Annotated in this window: 20 protein-coding genes; 9 read left to right on the top strand and 11 right to left on the bottom strand. The window is 72.3% G+C overall.

Going from position 1 to position 17406, the window contains the following annotated elements:
• The first annotated feature begins 62 nt into the window (after window positions 1–62).
• The 6 genes from ABTX18_RS24520 (at window position 63) to ABTX18_RS24545 (ending at window position 5596) form a co-directional block, all read left to right on the top strand.
• Window positions 63–695: a TetR/AcrR family transcriptional regulator gene (locus ABTX18_RS24520; protein WP_352124898.1), complete on the top strand. Its 633-nt coding sequence runs from the start codon at window positions 63–65 to the stop codon at window positions 693–695.
• 40 nt (window positions 696–735) lie between these two features.
• The gene (locus tag ABTX18_RS24525; RefSeq protein ID WP_352124899.1) at window positions 736–1740 is read left to right on the top strand and encodes a DEDDh family exonuclease; all 1005 of its coding nucleotides are present in this window, start codon (window positions 736–738) and stop codon (window positions 1738–1740) included.
• Window positions 1741–1804: 64 nt separating this feature from the next.
• A complete protein-coding gene (locus ABTX18_RS24530) occupies window positions 1805–2038 on the top strand; it encodes a metallothionein (RefSeq protein ID WP_078852816.1) in 234 nt (77 codons plus the stop codon).
• Between the two features lie 95 nt (window positions 2039–2133).
• On the top strand, window positions 2134–2931 hold the full coding sequence (locus tag ABTX18_RS24535; protein ID WP_352125190.1) for an SURF1 family cytochrome oxidase biogenesis protein: 798 nt from the start codon (window positions 2134–2136) through the stop codon (window positions 2929–2931).
• A gap of 93 nt (window positions 2932–3024) precedes the next feature.
• Window positions 3025–4836, top strand: a complete 1812-nt coding sequence (locus tag ABTX18_RS24540) for a glycoside hydrolase family 15 protein (protein WP_352124900.1) — start codon at window positions 3025–3027, stop codon at window positions 4834–4836.
• Between the two features lie 4 nt (window positions 4837–4840).
• Window positions 4841–5596 carry an SDR family oxidoreductase gene (locus ABTX18_RS24545; protein WP_352124901.1) on the top strand — a complete coding sequence of 252 codons (756 nt, stop codon included), beginning with the start codon at window positions 4841–4843 and terminating at the stop codon, window positions 5594–5596.
• 118 nt (window positions 5597–5714) lie between these two features.
• Here the strand turns inward: ABTX18_RS24545 and amaP are convergent, their stop codons facing one another.
• Genes amaP through ABTX18_RS24570 form a run of 5 tightly spaced genes read right to left on the bottom strand, consistent with a single transcriptional unit; the run spans window position 5715 to window position 8025 of the window.
• On the bottom strand, window positions 5715–6302 hold the full coding sequence (gene amaP, locus ABTX18_RS24550; RefSeq protein ID WP_352124902.1) for an alkaline shock response membrane anchor protein AmaP: 588 nt from the start codon (window positions 6300–6302) through the stop codon (window positions 5715–5717).
• Window positions 6299–6970 carry a DUF6286 domain-containing protein gene (locus tag ABTX18_RS24555; RefSeq protein WP_352124903.1) on the bottom strand — a complete coding sequence of 224 codons (672 nt, stop codon included), beginning with the start codon at window positions 6968–6970 and terminating at the stop codon, window positions 6299–6301. The genes amaP and ABTX18_RS24555 overlap by 4 nt, the downstream gene beginning before the upstream one ends.
• The gene (locus ABTX18_RS24560; RefSeq protein ID WP_352124904.1) at window positions 6967–7320 is read right to left on the bottom strand and encodes an Asp23/Gls24 family envelope stress response protein; all 354 of its coding nucleotides are present in this window, start codon (window positions 7318–7320) and stop codon (window positions 6967–6969) included. Before ABTX18_RS24560 ends, ABTX18_RS24555 begins: the two co-directional genes overlap by 4 nt.
• A 5-nt stretch (window positions 7321–7325) precedes the next feature.
• On the bottom strand, window positions 7326–7517 hold the full coding sequence (locus tag ABTX18_RS24565) for a hypothetical protein (protein ID WP_136330255.1): 192 nt from the start codon (window positions 7515–7517) through the stop codon (window positions 7326–7328).
• A 31-nt stretch (window positions 7518–7548) separates the two neighbouring features.
• Window positions 7549–8025 carry an Asp23/Gls24 family envelope stress response protein gene (locus ABTX18_RS24570; protein ID WP_352124905.1) on the bottom strand — a complete coding sequence of 159 codons (477 nt, stop codon included), beginning with the start codon at window positions 8023–8025 and terminating at the stop codon, window positions 7549–7551.
• Window positions 8026–8117: 92 nt separating this feature from the next.
• On the opposite strand from ABTX18_RS24570, the gene ABTX18_RS24575 reads away from it, so the two are divergent.
• Entirely contained in the window at window positions 8118–8837 is a 720-nt protein-coding gene (locus ABTX18_RS24575; RefSeq protein WP_352124906.1) for a hypothetical protein, read from the top strand.
• Window positions 8838–8926: 89 nt separating this feature from the next.
• On the opposite strand, the gene ABTX18_RS24580 is transcribed toward ABTX18_RS24575, so the two are convergent.
• From ABTX18_RS24580 to ABTX18_RS24590, 3 genes are all read right to left on the bottom strand, one after another.
• Window positions 8927–9718: an enoyl-CoA hydratase/isomerase family protein gene (locus tag ABTX18_RS24580; protein WP_352124907.1), complete on the bottom strand. Its 792-nt coding sequence runs from the start codon at window positions 9716–9718 to the stop codon at window positions 8927–8929.
• Between the two features lie 160 nt (window positions 9719–9878).
• A complete protein-coding gene (locus ABTX18_RS24585; RefSeq protein WP_352124908.1) occupies window positions 9879–10100 on the bottom strand; it encodes a helix-turn-helix domain-containing protein in 222 nt (73 codons plus the stop codon).
• A gap of 320 nt (window positions 10101–10420) precedes the next feature.
• The gene (locus ABTX18_RS24590) at window positions 10421–12019 is read right to left on the bottom strand and encodes an ABC-F family ATP-binding cassette domain-containing protein (protein WP_352124909.1); all 1599 of its coding nucleotides are present in this window, start codon (window positions 12017–12019) and stop codon (window positions 10421–10423) included.
• Between the two features lie 280 nt (window positions 12020–12299).
• Between ABTX18_RS24590 and ypfJ the strand changes: the two genes are divergently transcribed.
• Together ypfJ and ABTX18_RS24600 are read left to right on the top strand one after the other, a co-directional pair.
• Window positions 12300–13190, top strand: a complete 891-nt coding sequence (ypfJ, locus tag ABTX18_RS24595; RefSeq protein ID WP_352124910.1) for a KPN_02809 family neutral zinc metallopeptidase — start codon at window positions 12300–12302, stop codon at window positions 13188–13190.
• 127 nt (window positions 13191–13317) lie between these two features.
• The gene (locus tag ABTX18_RS24600; RefSeq protein WP_352124911.1) at window positions 13318–13731 is read left to right on the top strand and encodes a VOC family protein; all 414 of its coding nucleotides are present in this window, start codon (window positions 13318–13320) and stop codon (window positions 13729–13731) included.
• 115 nt (window positions 13732–13846) lie between these two features.
• Here ABTX18_RS24600 and ABTX18_RS24605 read toward each other — a convergent pair whose 3' ends face one another.
• The 3 genes from ABTX18_RS24605 to ABTX18_RS24615 all read right to left on the bottom strand — a co-directional run bounded on the left by ABTX18_RS24605 (window position 13847) and on the right by ABTX18_RS24615 (window position 17260).
• Entirely contained in the window at window positions 13847–15157 is a 1311-nt protein-coding gene (locus ABTX18_RS24605) for a hypothetical protein (RefSeq protein WP_352125191.1), read from the bottom strand.
• 185 nt (window positions 15158–15342) lie between these two features.
• Window positions 15343–16470, bottom strand: a complete 1128-nt coding sequence (locus ABTX18_RS24610) for an alpha/beta hydrolase (protein ID WP_352124912.1) — start codon at window positions 16468–16470, stop codon at window positions 15343–15345.
• Between the two features lie 121 nt (window positions 16471–16591).
• Window positions 16592–17260, bottom strand: coding sequence for a class II aldolase/adducin family protein (locus ABTX18_RS24615; protein WP_352124913.1), 669 nt, complete (start codon window positions 17258–17260; stop codon window positions 16592–16594).
• Window positions 17261–17406: the final 146 nt, after the last annotated feature.

Here is a 17406-nt window from a genome sequence, read left to right on the forward strand (position 1 = left end):
ACCGGAGCTCTTGAAGGGTAAAGAGCCGTGCGTGTAATGGAGTTGCGAGGTCTGGAGGAGCTGTGGCTCGATCACCGCTGACGCGTGAGGAGATCCTCGCGGCCGCTGCCGGGCTCGTGCGGCAGCATGGTCCGCAGACCCTGACCATGCGCAAGCTGGCCGCGGAGCTGGGCACCGCCGTCACCTCGATCTACTGGCACATCGGCAACCGCGAGTCGCTGCTGGACGCCCTGGTCGAGCGCACCGTCCGCGAGATGGGCACCCTGCGCCCCGTCGGCCGCACCCCGGCCGCCCGGATCGTCTCCGTGGCCCGCGGGCTCCGCCGGGAGCTGCGCGCCCGGCCGCATCTGATCGCCATGGTCCACGAACGGGGACTGACGGAACGGATGTTCCTGCCGGCCCAGCGGGCGCTGGTCCACGAGGTGCACGCCGCAGGGCTGCGCGGCGCCCGGGCGGCCGCCGCGGTGCGGGCGGTGCAGTTCCACACCGTCGGCTTCCTGCTCGTCGAGCGCAACCGGGAGCGGTCCCCCGTCCAGTCCCCGGGCGAGGGCGAGCTGTGGTCGGCCTCCTCCGCGGGCGACGACCCGGCACTGGCCCGTGCGCTGGCCCGGCCGGCCGATCCGGAGCGGCTGTTCGTCACCTCCCTGCGGGCGCTGGTCGACGGGCTGCTGGCCGGCTGCGAGAGCCCCGGTTGACGGCCGAATAGGGGACTGTCGGTGGCGGCCCGTATTCTCTGTGACCATGCTCGACGACCGCCAGACCGCAGCACCGTGGCCGACCGCCTACCCGCAGGGGTACGCGGTCGTCGACGTGGAGACCACCGGACTCGCACGCGACGACCGGATAGTGTCCGCCGCCGTCTACCGCCTGGACGCGCGGGGCAACGTCGAGGACCACTGGTACACCCTCGTCAATCCGGAGCGCGATCCCGGTCCCGTCTGGATCCACGGTCTGACGAGCGATGTCCTGGAAGGCGCCCCGCTCTTCCCCGAGGTCGCCGCCCAGCTCTCCGAGCGCCTCGCCGACCGGGTGCTCGTCGCGCACAACGCCGCCTTCGACTGGTCGATGCTGGCCCGGGAGTACGCACGGGCCGCGGTGATCGCCCCCGTCCAGCAGCGGCTGTGCACCATCGCGCTCTCCAAGGAGCTGCGGCTGCCGCTGCCCAACCACAAGCTGGAGTCGCTGGCCGCGCACTTCGGCGTGGTGCAGGAGCGCGCCCACCACGCGCTGGACGACGCCCGTGTACTGGCCGAGGCGTTCCGCCCGAGCCTGCACGCGGCCGCGCGGGACGGGGTGCGGCTGCCGCTCCTGGAGTGCCGGCCGCTGACCGAGTGGTCGGACTCACCCGTCACCCCGCGGATCGGCTACCAGCCCTCGTACGGGGCACAGAACAGCTGGCGCCCCTCACGCAAGCGCCCGGCCTGCCCGCATCCGAATCCGGGACGGTACGAGAAGGACAAACCTCTCATGCAGGGCATGCGGGTGGCGTTCTCCGGCGACACGTCGATCGACCGCGAGCTCTTGGAGGACCGGGCCGTCGAGGCGGGGCTCCATGTGGCGACGAGCGTCTCCCGGCTGACGAGTCTGCTCGTCACCAACGACCCGGACGCGGCGACGTCGAAGACGGTGAAGGCCAAATCGTTCGGCACCCCGATCCTGGACGAGAGCGCCTTCACCCATCTGCTGAGGGACGTGGCCGCGGCAGCGAAGGTGCCGGGGCCGACGCGGTCATCGGAGTGAACCGGGGGCGACTCGCCCGCCCGCCGCTCGCCCGCCGCCGCCCCGGCGTCCCACCCTGTGGCGCATGGCACGTTGCGAGGTATGCGGAAACGACTACGGGATGTCCTTCGAAGTCCACGCCCAGGGCGCGGTACATGTCTTCGACTGCTTCTCCTGCGCCATTCACCGCATGGCGCCCATCTGTGAGCACTGCCGGGTCCAGGTCATCGGCCAGGGCGTCGAGGTCGACGGCCACTGGTTCTGCGGCGGCCACTGCGCCCGCGCGGAGGGGAAGGTGGGGATCATCGACAAAGTCTGAGCACCCAGGGCCTGTCGTCGGACAGACCCTAGCGCCGCACCCCGGCCCCCACCCCCTCCGCAATGCACCCCATGACGCAGTTGTACCGTCATGGGGTGTACCGCTTCCTGTTGACCCGGCAGTGGCTGATTCTCGCCCTGATCACCCTCGTCCTGATTCCGACGATGGTCGAGCTGGGTTTCTGGCAGCTGCACCGGCATGAGCACAAGGTCGCGCAGAACGCCCTGATCTCGCGGAACCTCAAGGCGAAGCCCGTTCCCGTCGCCGGGCTCACGTCCCCCGGTCATGTCGTGCCGCGCGCCGACTACTGGCGTGCGGTGACGGCCACGGGGACGTACGACGAGAAGCACGAGGTCGTCGTCCGGCGCAGGACCGCCACCGACGGCAGCATCGGCGTCCATGTGCTGATCCCGTTCGACCTCAAGGGCGGCGGCACGGTCATGATCAACCGTGGCTGGGTCCCGTCCGCCGCCGACCAGCACGCCTTCCCCGACGTCCCGGCCGTGCCCAGGGGCGAGGTGACCGTCACCGGGCGGCTCAAGGCCGACGAGACGACGGGCAGCAGCGGCATCAAGGATCTCTCCGACCTGCCGGACCGCCAGGTGATGCTGATCAACAGCGCCCAGCAGGCGAAGCTCCTGTCCCGGCCGGTGCTCGGCGGCTACATCGAGCAGACCGGGCCGGAGCCGAAGGGCGACACCCCCGAGCTGATCGAGGCCCCCGACGACAGCTCCATCGGCCCGCACATGGCGTACGCCGTGCAGTGGTGGCTGTTCGCCGCCGGTGTCCCGGTCGGCTTCGTGGTGCTGGCCCGCCGGGAGAAGCGCGACAGGGTGGCGGCTGCCGCCGCCGAACAGGCCGATACGGCGGAGCCCGAGCCGGTGAAGGCCTGACGGCACGTCCGGGCCGGCGCCCACCGGGTGACTCCCGCCTCTCCTGACACGGTGGCTGCTTAGCAAGGGCCCCGTGCGGGAAAAGGCCAGAACGTGACCCCACGCATCGAGGACTACGCCCTCATCGGCGATCTCCAGACCGCCGCCCTGGTCGGCAGGAACGGTTCTGTCGACTGGCTCTGTCTGCCCCGCTTCGACTCGGGCGCCTGCTTCGCCGCACTGCTCGGCGACGAGGACAACGGCCACTGGCGCATCGCCCCCAAGGGTGCGGACACCTGCACCCGGCGCGCCTACGTGGGCGACTCCCTCGTCCTGGAGACGTTCTGGGAAACCCGCACCGGCACGGTAAAGGTCATCGACTTCATGCCGCAGCGGGACCAGGAACCCGACGTGATGCGGATCGTCGAGGGCATCAGCGGCACCGTCGACATGTCCTCGGTGATCCGGCTGCGCTTCGACTTCGGCTCGATCGTGCCGTGGATGCGCCGCTCCCAGGGCCACCGGGTGGCGATCGCCGGGCCGGACTCCGCCTGGCTGCGCAGCGAACCGCCGGTCAAGACGTGGGGCCAGCAGTTCTCCACGTGCTCCTCGTTCAGCGTCTCGGCGGGCGAGCAGGTGGCCTTCGTCCTGACCTGGCACCCCTCGCACTCGCCCCGTCCCGATCTCGTCGACCCGCACGAGGCGCTGGAGAACACCCTGGCCGACTGGACCGAGTGGTCCGCGCGCTGCAAGTACCAGGGCCCTTACCGGGAGGCCGTGATCCGTTCGCTGATCACCCTCAAGGCGCTCACCTTCGGCCCGACCGGCGGCATCGTGGCGGCCCCCACCACCTCGCTGCCCGAGGAGATCGGGGGCGTACGGAACTGGGACTACCGCTTCTGCTGGCTGCGGGACTCCACCCTCACGCTCGGCGCATTGCTCTCGGCCGGCTATGTGCAGGAGGCGGCCGCGTGGCGGGACTGGCTGCTGCGCGCGGTCGCCGGGGACCCGGCCGACCTGCAGATCATGTACGGGCTGGCGGGCGAGCGCCGGCTGCCCGAGTCGGAACTTCCGTGGCTTCGCGGCTACGAGAACTCCGCCCCGGTCAGGATCGGCAACGCCGCCGTCCGGCAGCGCCAGCTCGATGTGTACGGAGAGGTCATCGACTCGCTGCGGCTGGCCCGCGACGCCGGTCTCGACGACAAGCCGCACGCCTGGAGCCTCCAGCTCAGCCTGCTCGGCTTCCTGGAATCCACCTGGCGCGAGCCGGACGAGGGACTGTGGGAGATCCGGGGGGAGCGCCGCCATTTCGTGCACTCCAAGGTGATGGCCTGGGTGGCCGCCGACCGCGCGGTGCGCAGCCTGGAGGAGGACCCCTCGCTGTCCGGTGACGCGGACCGCTGGCGGGCGATGCGGGACGCCGTGCACCAGGAGGTGTGCGAGCGGGGATACGACCCGGTGCGCAACACCTTCACCCAGTCGTACGGGTCACGGGATTTGGACGCCGCCACGCTGCTGATCGCCCGGACCGGCTTCCTGCCGCCCGACGACCCGCGCGTGATCGGGACGGTGGACGCCGTGCGGGAGGAGCTGGGGAGCAACGGGCTGGTGCGCCGCTACAGCACCGACGGCACCTCGATCGACGGACTGCCGGGCGGTGAGGGCGCGTTCCTCGCCTGCTCGTTCTGGCTGGCGGACGCGTTGCGGATGACCGGGCGCGCCGACGAGGCCAGGGAACTCTTCGAGCGGCTGCTGGACCTCCGCAACGATGTGGGGCTGCTCGCCGAGGAGTACGACACCGCGAGCGGGCGGCAACTGGGCAACTTCCCGCAGGCGTTCAGCCACATCGGACTGGTCGGCACGGCGGTGGCGCTGGCCGAGGCCCAGGCCGTCGAGGACACGGCGCGGGGTGACGCGGCAGGATAGGACCATGGATCTTGGACTGAAGGACCGTGTGTACATCGTCACCGGAGCGACCCGGGGACTCGGCAACGCCACGGCACGCGCGCTCGTCGACGACGGCGCGAAGGTGATCATCACCGGCCGCGACGAGAAGCGCGTCGAGGCGGCCGCCGCCGAACTGGGGCCGGACGCCGTCGGGCTGGCCGCCGACAACGCCGACCCCACGGCGGCGCGGCGGCTGGTGGAGACCGCGCTGGAAGGCCTCGGCCGGCTCGACGGCATCCTGATCAGCGTCGGCGGTCCGGCGCCGGGCACCGCGGCGGACAACACGGACGCGCAGTGGCAGTCGGCCTTCGAATCGGTCTTCCTGGGCGCCGTGCGTCTGGCCCGGGAAGCCGCCGCGGTGCTCGGCGAGGGCGGTGTCATCGGCTTCGTGCTCTCCGGCTCCGTCCACGAGCCGATCGCGGGACTGACCATCTCCAACGGACTGCGGCCCGGTCTCGCCGGCTTCGCCAAGTCACTGGCCGACGAGCTCGGCCCGCGGGGCATCCGCGTGGTGGGCGTGCTCCCGGCCCGGATCGACACGGACCGGGTACGCGAACTGGACGCGTTGTCCGGCGACGCGGAGGCCTCACGCACCGCCAACGAGGCGGCCATCCCGTTGCGCCGCTATGGCACCCCGGAGGAGTTCGGCCGGACCGCGGCCTTCCTGCTTTCGCCCGCCGCCTCGTATCTGACCGGCATCATGGTGCCGGTCGACGGCGGGTCCCGGCGCGGCTTCTGAGACGGCGGAACGTGTCGGGGCCGGACGGCCGGACGGCTGCGATCGTCCGGCCCGGGCGCGTCGTCGCCTTCTGCCTGTCAGCTGAAGCGTTCTGCCCGTCAGGAGAAGCCTCTGCCCGTCAGCTCACCCGTTCCGCACGGTGCTTGACCGCCTTGAGCCGTACCTCGGCAGGCAGCTCCGCCAGCCCCGCGGAGTCCCGGGCATGAGCCAGTGCCTCGTCGGTGAGAAGGCCCAGCGCCTCGCCGGGCGCGGCGTGCGGCTCCATCAGCAGCCGGATCCTGGCCCGGGGCGTGCTGCGCTTGCCGGTCAGGACGACGTGGGCGCGGGAGACCCCGTCCAGGGCCCCCGCCTCCTGCGCGAGGACGCCCTCCAGGGCGCGGCCGCGCAGCAGGGCGCCCTCGCCGTCGCCGCTGTCCACGAGCACTTCGGCGAGGCGGGCGCGGCGCAGCTGGGCCAGCAGCCACCACAGGGCGAGGACCACCAGGACCGCGAGGACCGCGATCACCACCGGCCACCACCAGCCCTCGGAGCGCCAGCGGTCCCGGTCCGCGTCACTGAGCAGGACGTCGCGCTTGCCGTACCACGGCCACCAGGACGGGACGGACAGACCGAGCGCCGCGGCCAGCACCCCGCCGCCCACGCAGACCAGTACGAGTCCGGCCAGACCCAGCAGTACCCGGTTGACGGTCCTGAGCACGCCGCTCACCCCTTCTTCGCCGGACGGCGGACATGGACGGACAGGCTCGGGTGCCTGGCCAGCCCCAGTTCCCTGATGCCGGTGGAGAGCACGGAGTCCAGATCGGCCCGTACGTCGTCCAGTTCACGGAAGTGCGAGACGGCCCGCGCCTTCACCCTGCTGCGGCCCATCCGGACCCGGACCGACTGCACACCGGACACCTCCACGGCCCGGTCGCGCAGGACCATGGCCGCCGCGGTCCGGTCGAGGGACGCCCGTACGGCCCGGTGCTCGCGGCGCATCGGCAGCAGATCACGCAGTCCCGGCGTGAGCGCGAGGACCAGCAGCCACAGGCCGACCGCCACCGCGACCGAGGCGCCCGTCAGCACCCAGACGTCGTCCAGCCGGCGCTCGGCCAGTTCACCGGCCAGCGAGCGGCGCCACTGCATCGCCGGGTGGTCGGCGCGGACCGCGGCGACGTCGTAGAGCAGCAGTGCGGCGCCGGCCAGGACCACCAGCGCCGTGATGCCCGCGGGGATGCGGCGGGCGGACCAGAAGCGGCCCGCTCCGCCCCCGCTCCGTTCCTTCGCCGGGACGGGTTCGTACGCCGCGGACGAGGCCGACTGGTCGAGTGCGACCACGTTTCCGTGTTCCACCGGCCCGTCGGCGTCGCGTTCCGGGTTATGGGGCTCGGTCATCGAATCCTCCCCTGCGCCGCGAGGCTCGCTCCTGAGGGGTGCAGGCGCTCGACCTGTACGGCCACTTCGGGCACTTCCATCCCCGCAAGTGCCTCTACCCGTTCGGCGACCCGGCGACGCACGGCACCGCACTGGCGCCCGATGTCGCTGGGGTATCCGAGCTCCAGGCTCACCCGTACGCGGGCGGTGTCACGGTGCACCGTGACCGTGGCCCGCGGCGACGCGGCGTCCTTCGCGGGCTCGTCGACCGCCTCCTTCGCCGCCTGCGCGGCGATCTTCGCGACGACCCGGTCGGCGATCCGGGTCTCCCCTCGCTCCGCGGCGGCCACCCGGCCGCCCGCCCCCGGCATGCCCGTCACCGCCGCCGGTCGCCGCGATCGCGACTCCGGAAGAAGTCGCCGGGCTCCAGGTCACCGTCGAGGAAGCGACCGGCGATGAAGCCGATCGCCCCCAGGGCGGCCACCAGAAGAAAGGCTCCGAATCCGCCGAAGTACCCGGCGAAGCCGAGTGCCATGCCGGCCACCATGCCGACCACAGCCATGCTCATCTGCGCTCCTCACCTGCCCTTGACGCAAGGACTACTGGACTCGTGGCTCGGACTGGTCCTCGTCGTCCTCCTCGTCGGGCAGCTTCACATCGCTCACCGCGATGTTGACCTCGATGACCTCGAGGCCCGTCATCCGCTCGACCGCCGCGACCACGTTCTCCCTCACGTCGCGGGCGACATCGCGGATCGACACGCCGTAGTCGACGACGATCTCCAGGTCGAGGGCCGTCTGGGACTCGCCGACCTCTGCCTTCACACCGCGGCTGACGGACTTGCCGCCGCCGGGGACACGGTCGCGCACCGCGCCGAACGTCCGCGACATTCCGCTGCCCATCGCGTGCACACCGGACACGTCACGTGCCGCCATTCCGGCGATCTTCTCGACCACACCGTCGGCGATCGTCGTACGGCCGCGGGTGGCGGGATCTCCTCCGCCGCGCTTGGTCAGCGTGCTGCCGCCCGTCGAGTCCGTGTCGAGGTTGTGGTTCCGCTGGGGGGTGTCGGTCATCGCCGTTCTTCCCTTCGGGACAGATTGGACTTCCTCGCCCAGATTAAGTGCGCTTGCCCCATCTCGCCCCGTGGATGCGGCAGGCTGGAGCAATGACGACGGCTGACGGCTCTCACAGGGCCCACGGATGGACGGCCGCGGTACGGCAACGGCTCGGGCTGGGCCGGCTTCTTCCGCTGGGCGGTCCGGCGGACGGGGCCTGGATCTCGGAGCGGGCCGCGGTCGGCGTGCTGCGCCGGGCGGTGGCCGGGCCGGGGCCGGTGATCATGGAGCTGCGGATCGCGGTGGCCGACGCGGAGTCGGCTCCCGCCCCGCAGGTGCCGCCGCCCCCGAGCGCGCTGCCGCCCGGCCCGCTGCGGATCGAGGCGACCGTGGCCGCGACGGCCCACCAGCCGCTGCCGGCCGCTGCGGCGGCCCTGCGCTCGGCTCTGCTGACGGCTGCCGCGCAGCGGCTCGGGCTGGTGGTCGACGAAGTGGACGTCCGGGTGGCGAAGTTGCTGGACACCGAACCGGAACGGGCCGAACCGCCGCCTGCCGAGGTGCTCCCGGCGGAACCGGAGGGCGCGGCGGGCCGTGCGGCCGCTGGAGTGACGGGGGTGGCGACGCTGACGCGGACCCTCGGTGCACCCGTGCACACGGGCGAGGGCCACGTGCGGGTGGAGCTGGCGACGGAGGGCGGTCACCGGGCGCTGGACGTGACCCGCGCGGTGCGGGCGGCGGTGACCCGGGCGGTGGACGGGCATCCGCCGGTGGCGGTGCTGGTCACGGCGGTGACGGACGCGCCGGAGCCACAGGGTCCACCGGCCGGCTGACGTGGCGCCGGGGCCCGGGCGGCGCACCCGGTGCCACGTGGTTGCCGAGGCGGATGACGGTGGCCGGCCTGCCGGTGGACGGGGCCGTGTCAGTCGGCGGTGCCGGAGAGGTCCCGCAGCCGGCGGCCCTGCGCGGCGCGCTCGGCGGCGCGCTGTTCCTCGTACGGACGGGAGACGGCGCCGCTCAGCAGGGCCTTGGTCTCGATGACGGCGTCGCGCGGGGCGGCGATCAGGGCGCCGGCCAGGTCGCGGGCGGCTCCTTCGAGTTCCGCGGCGGGCACCACGAGGTTGGCCAGGCCGGTGCGCTCGGCCTCCGCGGCGTGCACGAAGCGGCCGGTGGCGCAGATTTCGAGCGCGCGGGCGTACCCCACCAGGTGCACCAGGGGGTGCGTGCCGGTGAGGTCCGGGACCAGCCCGAGGCTGGTCTCGCGCATGGCGAACTGCACGTCCTCGGCGACGATCCGCAGATCGCACGCGAGGGCGAGCTGGAAGCCCGCGCCGATGGCATGCCCCTGGACGGCCGCGATCGACACGATGTCGTTGCGGCGCCACCAGGTGAACGCCTCCTGGTACTCGGCGATGACCGCGTCGAGCTCGGCCTCCGGGCCGCGCCCCATGTCGAGGAACGACGGCTCGCCGTCGAAGCCCTCGGGGGTGAACGCCTGACGGTCGAGGCCGGCGGAGAAGGACACACCTTCGCCACGCAGCACGACGACCCGCACACTGCCAGGCAGAGCCCGTCCGGCCTCTGTCAACGCCCGCCACAGAGCGGGGGACTGAGCGTTGCGCTTGGCCGGATTGGTGAGGGTCACCGTGGCAACCGCGTCGCCGACGGTGAGTCGTACGCCGTCCTTGTCGAGCACAGTGTCGAGCGAGGTCATGAAGCGCCTCCGGATCGGGGTGCAGTCAGTGCAGTCAGCACAGGGCTAAGTGACTGAACAGTAACCACCCGATCGACCGCACGATCGACCGGGTGGCCACCACCGAAACCGGTGAGCCCCGGGACAGGTCCTGCGACCCGTCCCGATCCGCGGACGGCCGTCAGGCCGCTGCGGCCTTCTTGCCTCGTGTCGCGCCGCCGCGTCCCCGCAGCGTCACTCCGGACTCGCTGAGCATCCGGTGGACGAATCCGTAGGAGCGGCCGGTTTCCTCGGCCAACGCCCGGATACTCGCACCGGAGTCGTACTTCTTCTTCAGGTCTGCCGCGAGCTTGTCGCGCGCATCGCCGGTTACCCGGCTGCCCTTCTTCAGAGTCTCGGCCACCCGTGCCTCCTCGTGGGAAGTGCGCTCTGGACTCTCATGATCACCCCTCGGGGCCGTCCTGGCCACCCATTCGGCAAGGTCCGTACAAGCGGATCGGCACCGCGGAATGACACCGACACGACCGGAATCACTCATTCCGGAGGCTTGCGGGGGCAGCGGGGGAATTACCCCTGAGGGAACGGGCAGGTCAGGGCCGTAAAGGGAGCGGGGGCCCGCATGCGTGCACCCGGCAGGCAGCTGCCGGGTGCCGCGCCGAGGTACGAGACGTCCTCACACAGATGATGGATCACGCGTAGGCCGAATGATCCAGTGCGAGTGGATCAGGCCAGCGAGACCAGGTCCCGGTAGTCCGCACCCCACAGGTCCTCGACGCCGTCGGGCAGCAGGATGATCCGCTCGGGCTGGAGCGCCTCCACCGCGCCCTCGTCGTGCGTGACGAGGACGACGGCGCCCTTGTACGTGCGCAGCGCGCCGAGGATCTCCTCGCGGCTGGCCGGGTCGAGGTTGTTGGTGGGCTCGTCGAGCAGGAGCACGTTGGCGGAGGAGACCACAAGCGTCGCGAGGGCGAGCCGGGTCTTCTCACCGCCGGAGAGCACGCCTGCGGGCTTGTCCACGTCGTCCCCGGAGAAGAGGAACGATCCGAGCGTCTTGCGGACCGCGACCAGATCGAGGTCCGGCGCCGCGGAGCGCATGTTCTCCAGGACGCTGCGGTCCGGGTCGAGGGTCTCGTGCTCCTGGGCGTAGTAGCCCAGCTTGAGTCCGTGACCCTCGATGATCTCACCGGTGTCGGGCTTCTCCGCACCGCCGAGGAGCCGGAGCAGGGTGGTCTTGCCCGCGCCGTTGAGGCCGAGGATGACGACCCGGGAGCCCTTGTCGATCGCGAGGTCGACATCGGTGAAGATCTCCAGCGACCCGTAGGACTTGGAGAGGCCCTCGGCCATCAGCGGGGTCTTGCCGCACGGCGAAGGATCCGGGAAGCGCAGCTTGGCGACCTTGTCGGAGACCCGCACCGCCTCCAGGCCGGAGAGCAGCCGGTCGGCACGCTTGGCCATGTTCTGCGCGGCCACGGTCTTGGTGGCCTTGGCGCGCATCTTGTCGGCCTGGGCGTTGAGCGTCGCGGCCTTCTTCTCCGCGTTCTGCCGCTCGCGCTTGCGGCGCTTCTCGTCGGCCTCGCGCTGCTGCTGGTAGAGCTTCCAGCCCATGTTGTAGACGTCGATCTGCGAGCGGTTGGCGTCGAGGTAGAAGACCTTGTTGACGACCGTCTCGACGAGCTCGACGTCGTGGGAGATCACGATGAAGCCGCCGCGGTAGCTCTTGAGGTAGTCCCGGAGCCAGACGATCGAGTCCGCGTCGAGGTGGTTCGTGGGCTCGTCGAGGAGCAGGGTGTCGGCGTCCGAGAAGAGGATCCGGGCCAGCTCGACGCGGCGGCGCTGACCGCCGGAGAGCGTGTGGAGCGGCTGCGCGAGCACCCGGTCGGGCAGGCTGAGCGCCGCGGCGATGGTGGCCGCCTCGGCCTCGGCCGCGTATCCGCCCTTGGTGAGGAACTCCGTCTCCAGGCGCTCGTACTTCTTCATCGCCTTCTCGCGGGTGGCGCCCTTGCCGTTCGCCATCCGCTCCTCGTTCTCCCGCATCTTGCGCAGGATCTCGTCGAGGCCGCGGGCGGACAGGATGCGGTCGCGGGCGAGCACGTCGAGGTCGCCGGTGCGCGGGTCCTGCGGGAGATAGCCCACCTCGCCGGAGCGGGTGATGGTGCCGGCCGCCGGGGTGCCCTCGCCCGCGAGGCACTTGGTGAGGGTGGTCTTGCCCGCTCCGTTGCGGCCGACGAGGCCGATGCGGTCGCCCTTGGCGATACGGAACGAGGCGGATTCGATGAGCATGCGGGCGCCGGCGCGCAGCTCGATGCCGGAAGCGGTGATCAAGGGGAAAAACTCCAGAGCGGTATGGACGGCGGAGGAACGGCTAGCGATTCACGACTCGACGCCGTTACTCACGCACACGCACAAGGAGAATTGCCATGAGGACCAGTCTACTGGCGGTGTCCAACCACTTTTCCGCGTGCTCCCGCCGCAGTTGCCGAAACGCTCGCCGAGCGCGCCCGGCCCACTCCCCCGCGTGAGCGAAACCGGGCATTGTGGTGTGAAATATCCGATACTCGGCGCATGGCTGTGTGGCAGCCGCGCGCCGAGCGGAGGTGGTGCCATGCAGTTCGACGACGACGCCGGCCTGGACACGTCCGAGGTCAGCGACACGCGGGGCAGCCGCATCCCGGGTGGCAGGGCCACCGTCGGCGGCGGGATCGCCGGGGTCGTCGCGCTGATCCTGGGACTGCTCTTCGGCGTCGGCCCGGATCAGCTCGGCCTCTCCTCCGGCGACTCGGGCACGACCGCCACCGCCTCGTCGGCCGCGCAGGTCGGCCGGGACTGCCGGACCGGCCGCGACGCCAACACCAAGGACGACTGCCGGACGGTCGCGGTGGTCAACAGCGTGCAGGACTACTGGGGCCAGGAGTTCCGGCGGCGTGACGCCACGTACGGCAGCGCCCGCACGGTCCTGTTCACCGACCGGGTCGGCACGGCCTGCGGGTCGGCGACCTCGGCCGTGGGCCCCTTCTACTGCCCCGGCGACCGGCAGGTCTATCTGGACCTGGGCTTCTTCGACGAGCTGCGCACCAAGTTCGGGTCGAGCGGCGGGCCGTTCGCCGAGGCGTATGTCGTCGCGCACGAGTACGGACACCACGTGCAGAACCAGATGGGGACGCTGGCCCGCTCGCAGGACGGACGGACCGGCGAGAACAGCAACGCCGTGAAGGTGGAGCTCCAGGCGGACTGCTACGCCGGGATCTGGGCGCACCACGCGACGACGACGCCCGACGAGTCGACCGGCCGGCCGCTGATCACCGAGCTCGCCCGGGCGGACATCCGGGACGGGCTCGACGCCGCGGCGTCGGTCGGGGACGACCGGATCCAGGAGAGGTTCCAGGGCCGGGTCACCCCGGAGTCCTGGACGCACGGCTCGGCCGCGCAGCGCCAGCAGTGGTTCACCACCGGCTTCCGCAGCGGCGACATGGCCGACTGCGACACCTTCCGCTGACGTGCCCGGACGGCATGGGTCGGGCGTCGCGCAGGGCGTTGTCAGTGCCCGGTGGAAGACTGAGACACAGATCACATGACATCCGGACCACGGCAGGCCCGGGCGGCGCGGGAAGGGAATGAGCACGATGGCAGACACGAAGGCGAGCGTTCCGACGGTCTATCCGACGATTCTGTACGAGGACGCGAAGGCCGCGATCAAGACGCTGACCGAGGGCCTCGGCTTCACGCAGGAGGCGGTGTACGAGGGCGAGGACGGCGCGGTGATGCATGCGGAGCTGTCCTGCGGCAACGGCAGGGTGATGCTGGGCTCGAAGGGCCGCGGGGGCGTCTTCGCCCAGGCGATGCAAAAGGCGGGACCGGCCGGCGTCTACGTGGTGGTCGACGAGGTGGACGCCCACCACGCGCGGGCCGTGGAGCACGGGGTGGAGATCCTCATGCCGCCCACCGACCAGGACTACGGCTCCCGTGACTACATGGCGCGGGACGCGGAGGGCAATGTGTGGAGCTTCGGGACGTACGCCCCGGGATCGGCGGGCTGAGGAGGCGCGGCGCGTACCAGGCCCCTCCTGCGATTGAGGAGCGGGGGTTCGGGGGCGGAGCCCCCGGTTCAGGCTCCGCCGGAGAGGAGCGGGGGTTCGGGGCGGAGCCCCCGGTTCAGGCTCCGCCGGTGTGGACCTGGAACGCCGCCTTGCGGACCGCCTTGGCGAGCGCGGGGTCGGGGTGCGCGGCGGCCAGGGCCACCAGGACCTGGACGGTGCGCGGATGGCCGACGGCCCGTACCTCGTCCAGCAGTGCCGGGACGGTGCCCTGCACGGCCGAGTCGAGGTGGCGGACCAGCAGTCCCGTCTCGCCGTGGTCGGCGACGGCCGCCGCGGTGTCGACCCAGAGCCAGGTGGCCTCCTCGCGGCTGAGGACGTCCTGGGCGTCCTCGGGGTCGGTCCCGTCGTACTCCGCGAGCCAGAGCAACGCGTAGGGGCGCAGGGTGGGGTCGGCGACGACGGAGCGCACCTCGGGCTCGGCCGGGGCGCCGACGACCCGGAGGGCCTCGAAGGCGAGCCCGCGCAGGAGGGCGTCCTCGCCGCGGGCCACGCCGAGGAGTTCGGCGACGGCGCTGCCGACGGGGCGGGCGGCCAGCCAGGCGCGGTATTCGGCGCGGGCCGGGCCGGGGCTGAGGCGGGCGCAGCCGAGCAGCATGTCGGCGGCGGACTGCTCGATGTTCCCTGCCGGGCTCTGCGCGGCGACGCAGATCTGTTCCAGCTTGACCCAGACCGCCCAGTTGCCGAGGGGGGTCAGGGTGGCGGTCCCCTCGCCGAGGGTGAGGGCGCCGACGGCGGCCAGCCCTTCCAGGGCCCAGTCCAGCAGGAGGGCGACGAGTGCGGCGGGGTGTGCGGTGGGCGCCGGTGCGGCGGGGGCGGGCAGCGGCTGGGGCCCGTACGGCACCTCGCAGCGCTCCTCGTGCAGTTCGGCGACGCGCTGGCCCAGCAGGTCGAGGAGTGCGGGCACCGTGACCGGGCCCGCCGAGAGCTGAAGGAGGGAGAGCACCTGGGGCACGGCCTCGACCGCCTCGGAGACCGCGGTGGACTCGATGTCCCGCGGTGCGGGGTGGACGAGCGACCACGCGTCGAAGAGCGCCACCCAGCCGCGGAGCACGGCGGAGTCGTCGCGGTCCCAGGCGCGCAGCCGCCAGCCGGGCCGGGCCGTCTCGCCGTGCAGCTCCACGAGACCGGCGAGCCTGGCCCGGTCCCAGCCGGAGCGCACCTGGGCCGGGGACAACTCGAGCGCCGCCGCAGCACGTTCGAGGGCCCGGGCGGCCAGCGGGGGCGTGCCGGAGCTCGCGCCGTCGGCCGCCCACCGGGCGATCCGCACGGCGTCGGCGAGTGCGGCCCTGGCCTGGCGGGCCAGTTCCGACCGGGGCGGGGTGCCCTCGGGCGGGCGCGGCGCCGGCCTGGTGCGCCGGGTGGTCACGGCCTTGCGAGCGGTGGTGAGGGGTCGCGGGCGGACAAGTCGCAGCCTGGAGTCGCGCGGGGTACGGGACGTCACGGGGAGCAGTCTTGCCTCTGACGGCCCGAAAGCCCAAACGGAACCCGGATCACCGGTGCCGGCGCCCTGCCGCACCGGCCGGGACCAATCGGCCGAAGCGGTGCATCAGCTCACATCAGGGGCGTGAGGAAGCGGCGCAGCGTCTCCTCGTAGCGGGCCGGGTCGGCGTTCCACATCGCCGCATGCGGAGCCTGGGGCACGGCGTGCAGGGCGATCAGGTCGGGGCGGCGGGCGGCGAGCTCCCGGGTCGGCCGCCAGGGGGCCAGGGTGTCGTCGGGTCCGTGGAAGATCAGCGTCGGCACATGGAGGGTCACGGGCAGAGACGTGTCCAGGAGCCGGGCTCCGTGCAGTCCGGTCTGTCCCTGGGCGGCGCGGACCGCGAGGGGCATCAGCGCGGCGGGAACGCCGCGGGCGGCGGCCAGCGCGCGCAGCGTGGCCTGCCAGTCCAGCACCGGCGAATCGAGGACGAGGCCGCCGATCCGGTCCTTCAGAGCCGAGTTGACGCAGGCGTGCAGGGCCATCGAGGCGCCGGTGGACCAGCCGTACAGCACGACCTGCTCGGCGCCGTAGCGCACGGCGAAGCGGATGGCCGCGTCCAGGTCCCGCCACTCGGACTCGCCGAGGTGGCTGAGCCCGCCCGGGGAGCGGGGCGCGCCGCGGTCGCCGCGGTAGGCGAGGTCGAGCACCGGAAGCTGCTGCCCGTGCAGGAAGCCCGTCACGTTCAGCGGGTGTTCCCGGGTGGTGCCGAGGCCGTGGACGGTGATGACCCAGGTGTCGCGGGCGCCCGGCATGAACCAGGCGGGCAGGCCGCCGAGCTCTCCGGGGATCTCCACCTCGCGGAAGTCGAGGCCGAGGGCGGTGGCGGGGTCGCCGCTGTGGAGCTCCGGGGTGAGGCGGACCTTGGCACCGGGGCTCAGGGTGCCGCGGTTCACGCGTTCCAGTCGGCGTACGACGGTGTCGGGGGCCTGGTGGGCCTGGTCGATCACCGGCCCCACGACGGCATGGACGCCGTCGCCCACCAGACCGTAGGTGCCTGGCCGGAGCGAGGTGAGGGACCGGGTGAGGGTGACCTGTCCGGCCGCCGTGGCATGCACGGTCAGTCGGCGGTCGGCGGGGAGGGGACGTCCGGACGGCGTCTTGAGGGCGACGTCGCCGGCGTACCGGCCGGCGGCGACCGCTGCCGCGCCGACGCCGAGGATGGAGGTGACGGCAGCTGCCGTTGCTGTAGCCGGGCGCACGGCTTCAGTGTCGGCGTCTGTGCCGCACATGGCCAGTGGGCGGGGGCCGTCCGGTGACCGGGGCCGCCGTGGCCCCGCCCGGCCCGTGGCCCCGCCCGGCTCGCGGGCCGTCGGCCGTCCCTCACCGGCCCCCGCGTGGCTGCCCGTACCCCTTCAGCGCTTGTCCGGCCTCGCTCAGCTGCTCCGGCGTGAGCAGGGCCGGGGTGAGGCCGGGCACGGAGCTCGCGGTGAGCCAGAGGCGGCAGAGCCATTCGAGCTGGGCGGTGCGGTCGTACGCCTCGTCCAGGGTGGCGCCATAGGTGACCGTGCCGTGGTTGCCCAGCAGACAGCCGGTGCGGTCGCGCAAGGCCGTGAGCATGTTTTCGGCCAGTTCGTCCGTGCCGTAGCGGGCGTAGGCGGCGACCCGCACGGGGCCGCCCAGCATCGCGGCGGCGTAATGGACCGTGGGCACCTCGGCGACCAGCGTGGAGACGGCCGTGGCGTGCACCGCGTGGGTGTGCACGACCGCAGCGGCGTCGGTGTTCCGGTACACCGCGAGATGGAGCGGGAGTTCGCTGGTGGGGGCCAGGTCGCCGAGGACCTGGTTGCCTTCCAGATCGACGCCGGTCACATCCTCGGGGCGGAGCCGGTCGTACGGCATTCCGCTCGGGGTGACCAGGACGGTCCCGCCGACCCGCGCCGACACGTTGCCCGAGGTCCCCACGACCAGTCCCTCGGAGGCCGTTCTGCGGGCCGTGGCGACGACCGCGCCCCAGGCCCGTTCGATCGAATCCCGCCACTCACTGCTCATACGAAGATCCTTTCCACGGATGAGCGACCCCCTGCCGCCCCTCCCCCGACGACCCGCCCGGGCCCCGGATTCTGGGCCCACACCGGCCCGTACCGGAATCCCACCCTCACCCGCCGCACGAAAAGGGCGGCAGCGCTCCGGTTGGG

Origin of the sequence: Streptomyces sp. NPDC096323 (assembly GCF_040302845.1) — a bacterium.
Classification (GTDB): domain Bacteria; phylum Actinomycetota; class Actinomycetes; order Streptomycetales; family Streptomycetaceae; genus Streptomyces.

Excerpts from the sequence above, each read along its gene's own strand:
- ABTX18_RS24555 (WP_352124903.1), bottom strand. The coding sequence starts at position 6,970 with ATGACCGAGCCCCATAACCCGGAACGCGACGCCGACGGGCCGGTGGAA.
- ABTX18_RS24545 (WP_352124901.1), top strand. The coding sequence starts at position 4,841 with ATGGATCTTGGACTGAAGGACCGTGTGTACATCGTCACCGGAGCGACC.
- ABTX18_RS24615 (WP_352124913.1), bottom strand. The coding sequence starts at position 17,260 with ATGAGCAGTGAGTGGCGGGATTCGATCGAACGGGCCTGGGGCGCGGTC.
- ABTX18_RS24575 (WP_352124906.1), top strand. The coding sequence starts at position 8,118 with ATGACGACGGCTGACGGCTCTCACAGGGCCCACGGATGGACGGCCGCG.
- ABTX18_RS24560 (WP_352124904.1), bottom strand. The coding sequence starts at position 7,320 with ATGCCGGGGGCGGGCGGCCGGGTGGCCGCCGCGGAGCGAGGGGAGACC.
- ABTX18_RS24600 (WP_352124911.1), top strand. The coding sequence starts at position 13,318 with ATGGCAGACACGAAGGCGAGCGTTCCGACGGTCTATCCGACGATTCTG.
- ABTX18_RS24570 (WP_352124905.1), bottom strand. The coding sequence starts at position 8,025 with ATGACCGACACCCCCCAGCGGAACCACAACCTCGACACGGACTCGACG.
- ABTX18_RS24530 (WP_078852816.1), top strand. The coding sequence starts at position 1,805 with ATGGCACGTTGCGAGGTATGCGGAAACGACTACGGGATGTCCTTCGAA.
- ABTX18_RS24580 (WP_352124907.1), bottom strand. The coding sequence starts at position 9,718 with ATGACCTCGCTCGACACTGTGCTCGACAAGGACGGCGTACGACTCACC.
- ABTX18_RS24565 (WP_136330255.1), bottom strand. The coding sequence starts at position 7,517 with ATGAGCATGGCTGTGGTCGGCATGGTGGCCGGCATGGCACTCGGCTTC.
- ypfJ (WP_352124910.1), top strand. The coding sequence starts at position 12,300 with ATGCAGTTCGACGACGACGCCGGCCTGGACACGTCCGAGGTCAGCGAC.